Origin of the sequence: Microcoleus sp. B9-D4 (assembly GCF_036705105.1) — a bacterium.
In the GTDB taxonomy this organism is placed as follows: domain Bacteria; phylum Cyanobacteriota; class Cyanobacteriia; order Cyanobacteriales; family Microcoleaceae; genus Microcoleus.
In genome coordinates, this window is the sequence record NZ_JAUBTS010000055.1 from 1 (window position 1) to 14,376 (window position 14,376).

Consider the following 14,376-nt stretch of genomic DNA (forward strand, 5'->3'; position numbering starts at 1 on the left):
GGCTGGAAACGTTATGTACGGACTGATTACCGTGATTCACGTTTCAACGAATCGCACAACACCTACCCATTCACGGAAACTAAGCAAAAAATATTGTGCGATCGACTGGCACTACCCCACCAATGCGTTCGATCTTACCCTGACAGCAAGCGCACAGCGGGAAAAACAAAATACTGTCTTCGTTGGGTTTGATGACTTTGTTCAGGCGCGATCGTAACTTAGCGTACTGAGTCTCAGTCAAATCAGCACACTCAAACACGCTGTACTGCATCCACTGCCCGTATGATTTCAGCATTTTGTGAATCTTTGTGCGGCGCTTGTCTTCGGAAATATCGTAGGAAATCAGAACGTGCATATTTAGTACAAAACTAAAGGTGGATATTTGTCAATTTCGCCCATCAAATATTTCGCCAACAGCCGCCCTTGAATTTCAAAAGCCTCTTGATAAGTGCACTTGCGTTTCAAAACTGGATGCTTAAACTCAGATTGCTTTTTCTGTTCATACAACTTCAGAAACTCTTTCCGTCCCGCTTCCGACAGTCGCACCACATTACTTAGAGGTTCCACAGTAAAATCATTCGGCGTAAGAATCCGGCGGTTAATCGCCTTCAAAATGATACTGTCAGCTACCAAAGGGCGGAACTCTTCCATCAAATCAAACGCTAAACCCACCCGGCCGTAGCGCTGCAGGTGAAGGTATCCTAAATAAGGGTCAAATCCCACAATGTTAATCGCGCTTTGCACATCGTGACGCAGCAGCGTGTAAGCAAAATTCATCAAAGAATTCACCGGATCGGTAGCAGGGCGGTGTCGCGGTTTAAACACAAAGCCTTCGGCGCGAATTAATTGGTTGAACACTCTGAAATATGCCGCACTTCCAGCACCTTCCTGTGCGCGCAAGGAGTCAATATTGTCAGTTTTGTCAAGTTTGGCGATCGCATTTGAAATCTGCATAATTGCCGAAGCTAAATTTAGTTCCGAATGTTCCCGCTGAGTTTGAGATAAACTGGTGCGATAATTCTTCAATTTCCCCCGAATAAAACCCCGGACAACATGAATAGCTTGGGGAGTTTCCCCCGCCGCTTTCCACTGAGCATTGCGAACAAAAATGTTTTTACTTAATTCGGGTTCCAGCTTACCCAAATAGTGACCGGTATCAGTGATAAAAGTTAGAGGAATTTTCCGTTGTAGCAATTCTGCGATCGCCGCCGGCGAAATAGTCGCCCGTCCCAAAATCACCACTCCATCTAAATGAATCAAAGGCACATCCTGTAATATTTGATTCTTTGCCTTGACATTTAGGCGTTCATCTGTTTTTCCAATAAACACATCATCTTGATTGATATACAGTGTTCCCATGATTGACTCCTAAATTTATGTATTGATTGTGTTTCGATTTGTCCGCCAGTCCGCCAGGGGTTAAAACCCCTGTCTCAAAGCTAAAGTCGGTTGAAACCGACTGAAGAAGTAATTTAATCGGCAGTTACACGCGGGAGCATGAAAACCCGTTTTCTTCATGAATTTTCTGTCTACTCGCCCAAAAGTTATCGCAAAAACCCGGTTAATTTTCGCAAGCTCGATCGGTAAAATATTCAATCCTCATAGCGAGGACTTTCGCTGTGAGACAGGGGTTTCAACCCCGGGCGATTTGGGCTCAGCTAGCTTCTTGATAGCGCAGGACTTTCTCAGCAGCTTGCGGCAAACATTGCTGATAAAGGCTGCAACCCTGACAGCGTTTGCTATAATGGGCTGTAGGCATTTTGCCAGTTTGCAGCAAAAATTGGATAGCGGTGATAGTTGCGATCGCCTCCTGTCTCAACCCCTCAGAAATCTCCACTAATTGCCGCTGATGCGATTGCGCGTAATACACATATCCAGTCGCAATAGTTTTCCCCGTCATCTCCTCCAAACAAAGCGCTTGAGCGCAAACCTGCAACTCATCATTATCCCATTCCCCCTTCCGTCCCCGCTTATATTCCACGGGGTAAATCTCACCCTCAGCCGACTCAATCAAATCCGATTTACCAATGAGTTTATACTTTTCCGACTTCAGCCAAATCGCCCGAACCTGCCAAGTTTCATCCCGGTTAATCTCGCCCATCGTGTGAACGCGATCGTGCAAACTCGTTCCTTCGATGGTATACTGGTTATCCGCGAACTCTCCCGCGCAAGACATCCGCCAGCAGCGGTGGGGACAGTAGGAGTATTGGTTCAGAAGTGCGATCGAAATGTACTCAGAATCATTCATAATTTTGATGGTTTACGATAAGTTTGAATCAAAAGTTTTTCCTTACCTGTCAGGCCCGCCAGTCCGCCAGTCCGCCAGGGGTTAAAACCCCTGTCTCATAGCTAAAGTCGGTTAAAAACCGACTGAAGATTCAATCATTGACAGCAGATTTCATGAGTTCGATAAAAAAGAGTTTGGTGCAGTCCTCTTTAGAGGACTTTCGCTATGAGACGGGGGTTTCAACCCCCGGCGGACTTAACGGCTTAACGACAAATCAAAAAGCTATTACCCTTGAATGGGAAACGATAATTCTGCATTTTGCGTGGTAATTTTTTGAGAAGGTGCGATCGGAATTCGTCTAGTCATTCCCATCCCCATCGGAGTTTTTCTCCCCACCCCGCAGTAAACAGCAAAATCAGCCAAAGCATTAATTTGCTTAATCACTAAAGGCTCCACATCTCCCAAAATCCGATAACTAACCTCCCCAACCATGCCGACAAAATCGCTTTGATAGTTAGTCAATCTTTCACTTCTGATATTGACAAATGTCGAAAAAAGTGCATCGAAGGAAAGATCGGGAAGTGCGATCGGGCTGTACTTGTTCCAGCGGCTGAGGAGACTGTTAAAAACGCAGTCTCTAGTAGGAATCACTGAATCGAATTTGCCCTGTCGAAAGGTAGTAGGAGTCGCAAAACTGAAGGCAATTAAACGATTAGTTTCGGAAGCGCGATCGTACAATTGAGAGTAATCGCAAGCATTAGCCCAAGGCTGATCTACTTGGGGCGTTCCGAGAATCTTAGCAATCATCAAATCGGCGGGTCCGAGATGCCACGGCTTCGACGGATTGAGGTTCAGCCAAAGCTGAGTTAACTTGCCAAATAAAGTGTCATCAAGCAGAGTAATCCGCCACCAACAAAGGGTGTGTTCTGGAATCGGTTCTGTGTGTTCCCATTGCAGGAAATGGTGTTTTTTGAAAGGGCATTTTTTAGTTTGCAAAGGGCTGAGGGTGAAGGATTTTTGGGCGGTGGCTTCGTGGAGGTAATCGCCGAGTTTTTTGTCAACGGAGCTCACGAGGGTGAGGAAGAGGGCGTGCAGGTGTCTTCCGGTGAGGTATCCGGGGGGAATTGGGTTCAGGGGAAGGATGTTGAGGACTAGGCTGTGCGGCATATTGGTTAATGGTTGGTTGTGTAGATTTTCTAAATGATGAAAGGCTCGTCATCTGGAAGACGTAGCTGCTTGCTTTTCATTGCCATAGTTAAGATTCCTGCTAATCCGGGTAAAAATCTGTAATGCTCTTTTTCAGCATCGTCACAAGCAATGACGATCGGATAGGACACAATTCCTTGCTTTCGGAGTTGGAAAATAGCAGCAGCATTTTTGACTCCGCAAACTATTACTCCCGGTAGCAAATGTTTTTCCAACACTTTCAGCAAAGGAGTTGGTACGATCGCACTTCCCAGCCGCCGTTCGATCCGGCAATTCGGAAAAGCAGTTAACTTGTTGAGTTCTTTATTGACAAAATCTTGCGAACTGTCCCGATACCGCAATCGAAAATTTAATTGATAGGTGTCTTTAGCGCGTGCTGTTACTACCACAAATTCGCCATCTTCAGCAAATTCGTAATAACGCAAAAGATGGAGAGGGTCTAAAATTGTTTCTTCGGAGTCATCCAGCAATAAGCCTTGGGGGTCGCGGATCGGGAGACTTTCAAACAAGCTGGAACGGAATTGAAACAGCGGTGCATAGCTAGCGCTCCAAATCTCAGCAAAGTCTTTTAATTCTTTCCCAGCATCAGCATCCTCTTGAAACAACTCTTCAAATTGTTCTATGCTAGCTCTTTTTGCTTTTAGTTCCTCAACTTCAAACGGATAGTGAACTTCTAAGAACTTTTTGACAAAAGCTTGACCGCCTTTGATGTATTTCCACTGGCTTTTGAGAGTGAGTTTTTTCGCAGAGACTTTGACGATATCTTCCGCCCCGCGCAAGGTTCGCATTCGGCGGCGGTAATAGTCCCAGTCACGATTTCCTCCAAGTGTTTCTTTCAGGGTATTGAAAAGTTGCAGTATTAATTCGATACCGGGTAAATTCTCAAATTTTTCTTCGAGTTCTAACAGAGGACGAGCAATTTCTAGGAAGGCTTCGGAACGCCAATAAACGTCTAAAAAAGGTTTGTCAAGACAGGGAATACTGTCAAGCATTTGTTGGAGTGCGGCGCGTCCTCTCGAACAGTCGAGAGAGGATAAACCTTGTTCCCAAGCAGTATCGGGTAAATAAGCGATCGCCTCTGAATCAATATTAGTTTCAGTCTTGCCCAATACCCGTCCAACTCGTCCCAATCGCTGCCAAAAAGAGAAGCGATCGCGACTGGAAAAAATCAACCAATCTAGATTTTGCCGCCTCGGTGCAGGATTTCTTTCAAAGTTAAATCCGACATCTACAGTGCTGGTTGCTAGAATAATCGGGCATTGCATCGCCCGTTTCCTGTCTGCTTTAGGTGCAGGGCCAGTAATTCGACCGATGACATTATCAAGTCCTCTTTGTTTCAACAAGTGGTATAGATCGTTGATGTTAACAAGAGCATCCAAAATTACAGCACCATTTTGATCTGGATTCTCCTGAAAACGTTTAGTCACTTCCTCTGCTAATTCTAGCAACCACTCGTCTCTTTCAGGTTGCGATCGCAATTCAAGATTAACTGCTGTTTGCGACGGTAAAAGATGAGAATTGCTTGTTTCTTCATTAATCCAGGCTATTTTGACACCCTTGAACTCTAAATTTTTCAATGCTAACTCACAAGCTGGTTCCGGTGTTGCTGTCAGTAAAACCACTCGCCGCCCGTATTCAAAAAAGCCGAAAACGTAAGAATAAGCCAGATAAAACAGCAAACTAACTAGCTGTTTGGCGTCATATAAATGAAATTCATCAAAAATCACAGTACCAAACTTTTGGTAAAAAGCACTGGCGATGTTTGTGCGATCGTTCTTGTTGTAGGCAAAAAAAGTCGCGTAGTAGAAAATGTCAGGATTTGTCACCAAAATAATTGGTATATCTGCCCCTACATCCGAGAAAACTGTAGCCGGATTTCGCAGTACATTGTACAGCTTCTCACCCGGACGATTGCCAACTTTATCATTAGGCCATTCCCTCACTTCTTTAGCAGAAGCAGATTTCACAACGTGACGCAAACCTGCGGCGCGGACAAACTTTTCGGCAGCTTCCCGCTGTTGCTCGACTAAAGCATTAGTTGGCGCAATATAGACAGCACTTTGAGTTGGATTGTGCTTTAGCACTGCTAGTGCAGCTTGAGTTTTTCCAGTACCAGTTGGAGACAAATCGAGAACAATATCAGCGTTTCGAGATTGTTCAAATACATTAACTTGATGCTGTAGTGCATTTTTCATAAATGCCAACTCATTTGGCAGCGATGCACAAGCTGAAATACTTCGAGGTTCTAGCTTTGTAACTAACTTTTCCTTAGCCATTTTGTCTGCCTCCACAACAAAAATATAAATTGGCGGGAACAATCATTTCACCAATCTGCCAAGCTGCACCTCGGAAAGAAAGGTTTTTCAACAAAGGTGCTGGTGGCATGGAAATTAAATCAAATGACAAAAGCTCTAAATTTGGCGGTAAATCAGCTACACTTAAATAAGCCTGACTTTGATAATCGCCACTCTGCAAAAGAGCTATTTCAAGTTCAGATAAAACATTCACCTTGACTTTACTCATGAATTTACCCAAGCGAATGTAATCCGGTAATTCGCAATTTCCCAACACCAAAGTCTGAAATTTGTTGCCGCGTTCAATCATCCGCAACCGTCCGGTTTGAGGAAAATTACTTGCTCGAAATGAACTCGGTTTTTTTCCTTGTCTTTGGATTGGTAAATCTTCACGGGCTGTAGCGACGCGGTTATTAGTCATCGCGTACCAATAAGCATCAGAAAGTGCATTGAACCGCTCAAATCTGAATGTTACTCTGCCGTTGAGTGGTGAAGCGGGCAATACATAACAAGCTTGTGCTATGGGTTCTAAATCTTCTTTGTAGGTTGGTCGTCCTGTTGCCTCACCTTGAAGGCGATAGGGGGAACTTACCCAGCCAAAAGCATAGGCAAGAGCATAGTTCCCGATCGCACCTTCAGTGTAATAGGTATCAGACAACTCCCTAGAGGCAAAAAAAACTGGTTCTGCACACCACAGCTCGACTATTTTTGCCTTTTTAAACGGAAGTGTTGACATAGATTAACTCTCTGTTTCTACAGGTGTCTTTTTACTTTTGCCTTTGCCCTTTTTCTCAGCAGGAGGTAGACGGAAAGGCTGGTAGGATTTATCCAATCGCTTGAGAAAATTATCGCGTTCTGTTTCAGACCAGTGGCGGTCTACGTCTTCAATTAAACTTGTTAATTCATCTTCAGAAAGCTGCATCGAAACTCCGCGCTTGTTAGTCCAATTTGAAATGACTTGCTTGATTGCTGCACTCAAATCATCAGTATCGAAAGGATGCTCTAACGGCTTTGGCAAAGCATCATAAGTAGCTTGTACCAATTCGAGAGAACTAGGTAGTTCTGCAATGCTGCCAAAGACTCCTAATATTTGGTTTTCCATCCGTCCAACTCGGCTGGAAACAGCGCCGTAGCGACTTGTTAACAGAATGTTGCCGATGACATAGCGCAACTCGTCAGTCGTGACATCTTTGAGGGTGACGACATCAATAAAGTGGACTCCAGGTTTGATATATTCACTGGTATTTAAAGCGGTTGATGCTTTGCCATTTTCATCGCGCATTGTGCCGTTTTCAAAGATAGCATTGATTGTGCGATCGCCTACAGCTTGAGCAGTCGTCAAAATACTAAAAGCATCTTCAGTCCAAACTCGGCTTTTTTGAGCGCCGCCGCCTCCAGCAGCAAAACCGTACAGAAAACAATCGACGCACATTTCGCAAGGTGCATTGGTGTTTAGCGAACAAAGAGCTCCTTCTTTCGGACTTGTATAAAGAAGTTCGTGCGCCCTTAAGAATTCGCGCCCTCGCCGCCTTTCTGGTGCTACCTGCTTGCGCTTAGTCATCACCAAACGTTGCACGATTGTCTTTTTATCTTGTAAACCAGCAGGCACAAATTCGCTGCACATTGGTTCCCCAGAACCTTCTGTGCGAAAAATAGTTTCAGACTGGGTTGTCCTGAGAACAACTAAACTGACAATGCGCCCTTTGGGAAAATTTTCGTAAGTGGGAGCAAGAACAGGATTCAGTTTGTTAATTGACATGGGAACCTCCTAATTAATTAGATAGATGTGATGGTTTCAACAGAATCATCTGAGTTATCTTCAGACTTTCTTTTGGGAAGCTGCTGATATGCTTCTTGCCAGAAGAACAAATATGCAGCTTCAAGTTTGTCTTTATCGGAGAGAAGTTTATCGGGGCGGGCTTGGTAAATTTCTTCATACATTTTTCGCAGCACATTGTAATACTGCTTAAGCTGCTCAAATTTAGCTGCTCCTGGCTCATAGTCACGAATTCGTTTGAGGCGAGTGTGGTACTGCTGCACTAGAGAGGCGAACATAAACTCTAAATCCATGTAAGGCTTTTGGGAGCGGACTGCTGCTGTAAAATCAGTGAATGGTTCTGCTAAAGACGTGCGTTTGAAAGAACTTCCTTTGAGGTTAGCAGTGGCCGCAATTTGAGCAGCTTCTTTGAGATATTGGGTTAAAAGTGCATTTTCATTGGGCATAAGACTCTCCAGTAAACTATTCAACGGATCGCGAATGCGACTCCAAATTACACTCAGATTAGGTTCATCTTGTTCTCGCAAAGCCCAACGCAGCAGCACATAATAAAGGTCAAAAGGTTGTGCTGCTGCACGGGCTAAATCGTACAAACAATCATCGGCTTTCTGAATGCTGGCAACTGCGATCGCTAGTTGGCCGATACAGCGCAGCCGCTTGAGAATTTTCTCGGCTTCTTGACGGCTGTATTGTCCGCTTTCTAGCAAAGTTTGGAGTGCAGCCGGAATTCCCTCTACTCGCCCGTAAATATCTGATGATATTTCTACTTCTAAGTTGCTGCTGAGGGTAAAGGGAAAGCCAAATTCTAAAGACAAAGATAGTTCTAAAGCTAGTCGCAGTGACTTTAGCAAAGCAACAGAAGCATTAGCATCTCCCCAAACTATGGCTTCGGTAACAGTTGCATGGATAAATTCTGGACGTTTGGGAAAGGCAATTCCTACAACTTTGTTAGCTTTAAATTCTAGAATGTTGTCTTTGTACAGCTTAAACTCGTCAACTGTTACTGTACCGCCTTCAGCATTTGTAGCGGCTAGTTGTTTTAAATGTTCTCGCCAAATCCTCAGTAATTCTGGAGAAGAACCTTTCGGTAATGCTAGGTGCAAATAGATCGGGTCTTTTTTATTAGCAGCCGGAAAATTTGCCCCGATAGCCATTAACTGATAAGCCAAGGCTGCCATTGAGTCTGCTTGCCTTTTTGGTTCTGCACTGCTTCCACCGGGTAAGCGATTTGAGAAAACTTGAACTTTTGTACCGGGCGGCATATTGCCAGAAACTAAGTCGTCTGTTTCGCTGAAAGTAGACCCAAGAGAACAGCGTTTGCGAGGATTTGCTTCTATATAAGCATTCAGTTCGTCAATTCCGTTCCATTGAATTGCAATCGGTAAACTTAAAATTATGGCAACTGCTGCCACGATTTCTTCTGAAGCCTCAGATGCCTCGGGTTTGTGCGTGCTTTCTTTTCTCAGTTGGAAAGATTCGCGCAGTGCTTCGAGAATGCCCTCTAATCCTTTTTGAGCGGCTTTGGCTGCAAATAAAGGTCGCCCGTATTGTCCGTTAAAAGGTTCAAGTGCTGCTCTTTGCTGTTGTGAAATGCCAACACGATCGGCAATTTTGTCCCAAACTTCTTTCGGATTAATTCCTGCTTCTCGATAGCTGAGATAAGCCGCTTTCAATCCTTCGGCGATCGCAAATTCTTCTGCATTGCCAACGGGCAGCAAACCAACGGCTGCTGCGTTTTGCACGGCATCTGCACCCGCAGAATCGCCCCATTTGGCAATATCTTTATTGATTTTATCCGCCTTGAATCCAGCTTTTTTCTTCTCCAATAAAGCCTGCACGTTTAGCAGCACTTCCTCAACATTTTGCTGGATGGCTGATTGAGCAATTTTAATCCCATCTTTGGTCGCCCGTACCAACCGTTCGATATTATTACCAAAAACTAGGTCGATTTTTGCTTGCCAACAAGTGGCTATCTCTGTTGTTAAATCAACTGTTGGTAAGTTTTCTCCTTCAAACAGTTCTCCATCTGGAAAAATTGCTAAGGTCGTCAACCCGTATTTTTGCAAAACTTCTTCGCAAGCCCCAAGTAACAAAGCTGTGATGTAACCTCTGTCTTCAGATACCCGCACTCGAAAAAGTTTACTGGGACGATTAAAGGCAACGGTTAATTCTGTTTGAACTTTCCGAAAACGTTCTGATTCGGGAATTCCTAAATCGAATAAATCCGCCCCTATTAACATTGCGGCCCACCGATCGATCGCGGGATCTTCGGGTAAAAATATCGCCGCATCGCTGCGGTTGTGACCTGAGTGGCGTTCTATCAACTTTCTGGCTAATTCAAAGTCATTTTCTGTGACAATAAAGCTGAGTACGCAAGCTTTTTCTAGCTGTTCTTGCAAGAAAGTTCGATTTCTGGCTAAAGTTTTGACATTCCGTTCTTGGGAATCTAATTTGTTGAGGTCGTGAACGGCTGTTGCTGCTAGCAGTACAGGTCGCTTGTCTTCGGGCACTCCCCCGATGCGGCTGACTGTCAACATGAACTGACAGGCTGAGTCGAGATGTTCTGCAAGGGTTGTCCCTTCCCTGACGCCACGCCCGGGCTCAGCGGCAAGGCGCTCGTACAGCATTGGGCGAATTTCGCTGAAATACCGTTCTTCTAAGGTTTTGGGAGGACGGTTCAAAAGTCGGCGCTGGTTTGACACGATCGATTCCTCATGTAAAATTTCCTGCTTGGGACAAGCTTTTGAGTTGCCAACAACTTCTGTAAGTGCAATGATTGTACTTTCTGGGTGTGTAGGCTATTACTATTTACAATAAAATCAATATAGCACGTATTTTTATAAGTGCAAGTATATTTTGAAAAATGCCGCGAAAAAAAGAAGCACTCACCCTTTCAGTCCCGCCGGAAACGAAGGAACAGCTAGAGGCGATCGCCCTTCGCCTCGGTATCAAATGGGGCAAAAGTCCCAGCGTATCGGGGTTATTGGTCGCGATCGCCCAGCACAAGTTAGAAGTTGGTGAACCCTTCACCCTCAACTCCACCGAAGTCGCAGCCTTACAACAAGGCATCAGACTGCTGATCGACTCAGGCTATGTTGAGCAAGCGCGATCGGTCTCACAACTGCTTGTAAGTCGCGGAAACCTCGCAGCCCCCCTGCGCCAATCCCTCCTCCAACAAGTCATCCAGCCCACCGCAGCGTGGCGCATTCAAGCCGAAGAATACATCAACGACGCACAACCCTTTCTGGTTCTGTACCGCAATCCCAAAGGAGAGAATTTGGCATATACAGCGCGCTATGCCGAGATTTCCTTTGAAGAAAAGCGCTTTTACCTAGAAATTTGGTGCGAAGAGACTGATGACATCAAAAATCCCGATTATCCCGAACTCATCCACAATCGCTGTCTGCGGTTCGATCGCATTCAGTCGATCGTCAAAACGGACGGAAAGTGGCGCGATGAAGGCTTGGATTATTTAAAAGTGTACTTACACTTTTATCGTGGCATGGTGAACGCCTACGATCCGAGGGCAAGAGATATCAGCAATGAAGTCGTGGGAGATATCCGCCAAGTCGTGCGGAATGTCTCTAATCCTTTTTGGCTGATACGAGAGGTATCCCGGTATTGGGAAGATTGCGTGATTGTCTCTCCAGACAGCGTGCGCGATCGATTCCAACAAAAACTGATCGCCCTCTGCCGCCAGTACAACCTGGAAATCCGCGATTAGATCAAAAAAAAGCAGCCGGTAAAGGCTGCTTTGACAAATAAACCGTTGTTGAGTTAGAGGAGAAAACTTTTAAACTGAATTCAAATTACCGCTGCTTCAACTCCTGCCTGAGTTTCCACTATTTTTATCTACTGCTGACTTACCTTGCCTTCAGAACAAAACTTCAAATCCCGATTAGAATGCTGCTGAAAGTTCGTTGACTACTTGGACTCGGCCTCTGAGCACCGCCCGCAGCAAGCGGTTGACACAGCCTCTGTCTTCGTCATTCAGAGAGTCGTCGAAGGTGGCGGCCATCAAACCGTAGCGATCCGCCAGGGTCAAAACGCCTGTATCGGTTACAGAAGCGAGGATTTCAGAGATAGCGCCGGGGAGGAGTTGTACGGGGTTCATGGCAGTGCGGTTGAATTCGATGTTTTAATCATCTCCTTGTTTCCCGAAAAGATCAGTGATATTAATGAGGCCGCGAAGGTGATTGTCAGGGGTGAAAGCAAGTGATCCGAGTAGAGTAAAGTTGTGACTTGGGTCATAGGACGATCGCCCGACAGCTTAAAACCCACCTCTGCCGGATGCGCCCATACCAGCGGAATTTATACATTTGGTATGATTTCTAAATGAGTTCCACCCTTACCCCCGTACTGAAAATGCTTGATTTTCTCAATCCTCTCTTGGGCCGCAAGCCCGATCGCATCAAAGCCAATGTGGAAATCTATACTTGGCAAACCTGTCCCTACTGCATCCGGGCAAAAACTTTGCTGTGGTGGAAAGGCGTAAATTTCACGGAATACAAAATTGATGGCGATGAAGCCGCTAGAAAAGCAATGGCCGATCGGGCTAACGGACGGCGCAGCGTACCCCAAATTTTCATTAATAACCAACACGTAGGCGGTTGCGATGACATTCACAAACTCGATGCAGAAGGACAGTTAGATCCGCTGCTAGCTCAACCAGCAGTTTAAACTGAGATATTGCAGCATTCGCAAGAACAGGCTTTCCGGCCTGTTCCACAAAGAGTGAATTTTCTGCTTGTGGGGAGTAGGGGTTGGGCCGGAAAGCCCGCCCGCGAAAGGCTTATTGACAAAAGTCCTGACTACAAATCTTTGGCAAATTTACTTAGATTATCTTGCCGCCATTTAGCATCTGCGCGCCTGTCTGTTTGCATTTCTAAGACGCGAATCCCGCTATTTGGCAAAAAACTTAATTTTTGTTTTAACTGTTCCCAATCGCCAATTACCTCGTGTTCCACGCCATAAGTTGCACACAACTGAGCAAAGTTGATATGCTGCGGCGTGGCAAAAAACTCTTCAAAGGGCGGGTCAAATTTGGCAACGGGCAACATTTCAAAAATTCCGCCGCCGTTGTTATTAATTAATATAATGGTCAAATGACCGACAAATTTATTTTTAATTAAAAAACCGTTTGTATCGTGTAAAAGTGTTAAATCGCCTGTTAGCATGATGCTGCTTTGATTGCGGTGAGCAACTCCCAAAGCTGTTGATAATGTGCCGTCTATACCATTAGCGCCGCGATTGAAAAACGGTTTTATTTCTAAGTTGTTTGGCTTCCAGAAAAACTCGACATCTCTGACGGGCATACTGTTGGCAATAAATATCGGTGTTCCAGGTGGCAAAATCTGGGAAAGCAGCCAGGAAACTTTGGGCTCGATTATGGTGTTAATTGCTGATATTTTTTGGTCTATTGTTTGTCTGACTTGGATTTCGGTGTTGCGCCAAAGTTGGAGGTATTCGTTTGAGGGAGAGGTTTGAACCCCCCCTAACCCCCCCTTGCTAAGGGGGGGGATTTGAGTTGATTTGTCCTTGTTTAGGGGGGGGATTTGAGTTGATTTGTCCTTGTTTAGGGGGGGGATTTGAGGGGATATATTAGTGGTAGCAGGGGATCGATCCCCCCCTAACCCCCCCTTAATAAGGGGGGGGACAAGAGTTGACTCGCCTTTGTTTAGGGGGGGGACAAGAGTTAATATAGTTGCGAGATTAGTTGCGAGATTTTCTGGGGAGGTTCGCAGGTGAATTGTTTTGCCGTGTAAGGGATCGAAGTTGTGGTGGCTGGGGTCGATTATGTAGCGTTTTGGTTGGGTTTTGTCTAGCCAGTTTCGCAGTTCTTTGCTTGTGGGTAAGTCTCCGATTTGAATGGCGATTTCTGGGGTTAATTTATCTGCTAGTTCGCGGTTTCGCAGGATTAAATCGTAGGTATAAATTAGATGGGGGTTTAGTTGGGCGTAGTTTCTAGCTGGAGATAGTCCTTCTGCTAAAACTGGCCAGTTTAAAGATTTGGAAATTTGGGCGATCGCACTACAGTATTTTTCGGCAAATAGAGGCTGTGCAACGCCTGCAATAATAATCCCTCGATCGCACTTTTGCCATTGTTGCATTGTACTTTGTTCTCCCCCCCTTAACAAGGGGGGGCTGGGGGGGGTAGAGCTTTCTCCTGCAACAATCGGTTCTATTGCACTTCTTTCTCCCCCCCTTAACAAGGGGGGGCTGGGGGGGGTAGAGCTTTCTCCTGCAACAATCGGTTCTAATCCTGCAAAAAAATCTTCGGGATTGAATTGTTTTTCTAAAGCTTCTACAGCTATGTCTGGAATGGGTATAAGCGGGTCGCGAAAGGGGATGTTGAGGTGGACGGGGCCTGGTGTTGGAAATTGCGATCGCTCCCAAGCATACACGATCGTCTGCCGCAGATAGTCTAGCATTCCTGTGGACGCAGAAGGGATCGCTAATTCGGCTTGCCAGTTCGGATAATTGCCGTAGATTTTCACTTGGTTGATCGCTTGTCCGGCGTGACAGTCCCGCAGTTCGGGAGGTCGATCGGCGGTGAATATTAGCAGTGGAATTCGACTTTCTCTGGCTTCTATTATCGCAGGATAAAAGTTGGCGGCTGCGGTTCCAGATGTGCAAATTAGTGCTGTTGGCAAAGAGGATTTTTTGGCAATTCCTAATGCAAAAAAGCTGGCTGAACGTTCGTCGAGTATGGGAATAGTTTCTATTTTGTTGTTCAGGGCAAAAGCTATTGTTAGCGGTGCCGATCGCGAACCGGGACAAATGACGGCGGTAGTTAATCCCAGTCGTTGCAATGTCTCTGCTAATATTGAAGACCAGAGAGTGTTGGTATTGCGAAAATCAATCATTTTTAT

General features: G+C 45.4%; 12 protein-coding genes. 2 read left to right on the forward strand and 10 right to left on the reverse strand.

Annotation, left to right across the window (positions count from 1 at the left end):
• Window positions 1-79 precede the first annotated feature (79 nt).
• The 8 genes from cas2 to QUB24_RS25325 all read right to left on the reverse strand — a co-directional run bounded on the left by cas2 (window position 80) and on the right by QUB24_RS25325 (window position 10,206).
• Window positions 80-355 (reverse strand): CRISPR-associated endonuclease Cas2, encoded by a 276-nt coding sequence (gene cas2 / locus QUB24_RS25290; RefSeq protein ID WP_333156346.1) that lies wholly within the window; start codon window positions 353-355, stop codon window positions 80-82.
• Window positions 356-357: 2 nt separating this feature from the next.
• Window positions 358-1,359, reverse strand: coding sequence for a type I-D CRISPR-associated endonuclease Cas1d (gene cas1d / locus QUB24_RS25295; RefSeq protein ID WP_333156347.1), 1,002 nt, complete (start codon window positions 1,357-1,359; stop codon window positions 358-360).
• Between the two features lie 295 nt (window positions 1,360-1,654).
• A complete protein-coding gene (gene cas4, locus QUB24_RS25300) occupies window positions 1,655-2,248 on the reverse strand; it encodes a CRISPR-associated protein Cas4 (RefSeq protein WP_333156348.1) in 594 nt (197 codons plus the stop codon).
• Between the two features lie 264 nt (window positions 2,249-2,512).
• On the reverse strand, window positions 2,513-3,394 hold the full coding sequence (gene cas6 / locus QUB24_RS25305) for a CRISPR-associated endoribonuclease Cas6 (protein WP_333156349.1): 882 nt from the start codon (window positions 3,392-3,394) through the stop codon (window positions 2,513-2,515).
• A 29-nt stretch (window positions 3,395-3,423) separates the two neighbouring features.
• On the reverse strand, window positions 3,424-5,709 hold the full coding sequence (gene cas3 / locus QUB24_RS25310; RefSeq protein ID WP_333156350.1) for a type I-D CRISPR-associated helicase Cas3': 2,286 nt from the start codon (window positions 5,707-5,709) through the stop codon (window positions 3,424-3,426).
• Entirely contained in the window at window positions 5,702-6,463 is a 762-nt protein-coding gene (cas5d, locus tag QUB24_RS25315) for a type I-D CRISPR-associated protein Cas5/Csc1 (RefSeq protein WP_333156351.1), read from the reverse strand. Before cas5d ends, cas3 begins: the two co-directional genes overlap by 8 nt.
• A 3-nt stretch (window positions 6,464-6,466) precedes the next feature.
• Window positions 6,467-7,486 (reverse strand): type I-D CRISPR-associated protein Cas7/Csc2, encoded by a 1,020-nt coding sequence (gene cas7d / locus QUB24_RS25320; RefSeq protein WP_333156352.1) that lies wholly within the window; start codon window positions 7,484-7,486, stop codon window positions 6,467-6,469.
• A gap of 17 nt (window positions 7,487-7,503) precedes the next feature.
• Window positions 7,504-10,206 carry a CRISPR-associated protein Csc3 gene (locus QUB24_RS25325; RefSeq protein ID WP_333156354.1) on the reverse strand — a complete coding sequence of 901 codons (2,703 nt, stop codon included), beginning with the start codon at window positions 10,204-10,206 and terminating at the stop codon, window positions 7,504-7,506.
• A 161-nt stretch (window positions 10,207-10,367) separates the two neighbouring features.
• Here QUB24_RS25325 and QUB24_RS25330 point away from each other — a divergent pair, with 161 nt between their 5' ends.
• Window positions 10,368-11,228 carry a WYL domain-containing protein gene (locus QUB24_RS25330; protein ID WP_333156355.1) on the forward strand — a complete coding sequence of 287 codons (861 nt, stop codon included), beginning with the start codon at window positions 10,368-10,370 and terminating at the stop codon, window positions 11,226-11,228.
• A gap of 174 nt (window positions 11,229-11,402) precedes the next feature.
• Here QUB24_RS25330 and QUB24_RS25335 read toward each other — a convergent pair whose 3' ends face one another.
• Complete coding sequence (locus QUB24_RS25335; RefSeq protein ID WP_333052699.1) at window positions 11,403-11,618, reverse strand: hypothetical protein; 216 nt, start codon at window positions 11,616-11,618, stop codon at window positions 11,403-11,405.
• Window positions 11,619-11,869: 251 nt separating this feature from the next.
• On the opposite strand from QUB24_RS25335, the gene grxC reads away from it, so the two are divergent.
• Entirely contained in the window at window positions 11,870-12,184 is a 315-nt protein-coding gene (gene grxC, locus QUB24_RS25340) for a glutaredoxin 3 (protein ID WP_333156389.1), read from the forward strand.
• A 131-nt stretch (window positions 12,185-12,315) separates the two neighbouring features.
• On the opposite strand, the gene menD is transcribed toward grxC, so the two are convergent.
• Window positions 12,316-14,370, reverse strand: coding sequence for a 2-succinyl-5-enolpyruvyl-6-hydroxy-3-cyclohexene-1-carboxylic-acid synthase (menD, locus tag QUB24_RS25345; RefSeq protein ID WP_333156356.1), 2,055 nt, complete (start codon window positions 14,368-14,370; stop codon window positions 12,316-12,318).
• Window positions 14,371-14,376 lie beyond the last annotated feature (6 nt).